General features: G+C 67.1%; 1 pseudogene. It reads left to right on the top strand.

The features are described 5' to 3' along the window. Positions 1-849 (top strand): annotated as a pseudogene (locus ER13_RS18870) (hypothetical protein); the annotation flags it as partial. Positions 850-1,001 lie beyond the last annotated feature (152 nt).

The raw sequence follows: 1,001 nt of genomic DNA, 5'->3' as shown, positions 1-1,001 counted from the left end.
GCGCGGTTCCTGGAGGACAAGGCCAGGGGACAGGCGGGCAAGGGCGGGCCGAAGACGGTCGACTATGTCTATTCGCTGAGTTTCGCCGTGGCCCTGTGCGAGGGGGAGATCGATGGGATCGGCCGGGTCTGGGCCGACGGACGGCTGATGGACCTGAACGGCGTGGCGATGCGGGTGTATCGCGGGGGCGAGGACCAGACGCCCGATCCGCTGATCGAGGCGGTCGAAGGGGCGGCGCCCGCCTATCGGGGCACGGCCTATGTGGTGTTCGAGGACCTGCCGTTGGGGCCGTTCGGGGACCGGGTTCCGCAGTTGAGTTTCGAGGTGTTCCGGCGACCGCGCGGGGAACAGGCGCGGCTGGAGGATATGCTGGAGGGGGTGTGTCTGATCCCCGGCGCGGGGGAGTTCGCCCTGGCGACCGAGACGGTGATGCGGCGCGAGGGGTTGACGCGGACGGCGGCGGAGAATGTCCACAACGGCGAGGGCCGGGCGGACCTGGTCGTGTCGCTGGACCAGCTGCAGGCGCAGCTGCCGAACCTGAAACGGGTCAGTCTGGTGGTGGGATGGTTCGGGGATGATCTGCGGGCCGGGCGTTGCCGGGTGCGGCCGGGGGTGGAGCGGCGCGACAAGCCGACCGAACCGATGGACTGGTCGGTGGCGGGAGTGGAAAGGCATGAGGCGTACGAGGTCAGTCGGGCCCCCTCCCTCGGCTTCGCCGACACCTCCCCCAGCGGGGGAGGATCTGCCCCGGCCTATGGCGGGACGCCGTCGGACGAGAGCGTGCGGCAGGCGATCCACGAGCTGAAGGCGCGGGGGCTGGAGGTGACGCTGTATCCGTTCGTCTTCATGGGCTGCCCCGGCTATCCGTGGCGCGGACGGGTGGCCTGTCTCTTATACACAACCCCGCGCCCACGGGACTCCTGAGGAACTCGTATGCCGTCTTCTGCTTTAAAAAAAAAATATAGAAATCACTTGTAATAAAGCTATCTATGACTGCATAG

It is taken from the genome of Brevundimonas sp. EAKA (assembly GCF_000698025.1).
In the GTDB taxonomy this organism is placed as follows: Bacteria; Pseudomonadota; Alphaproteobacteria; order Caulobacterales; family Caulobacteraceae; genus Brevundimonas; species Brevundimonas mediterranea_A.
Note: the sequence above shows the minus strand (reverse complement) of the source record. Positions and strands in the feature narration are given on the sequence as shown.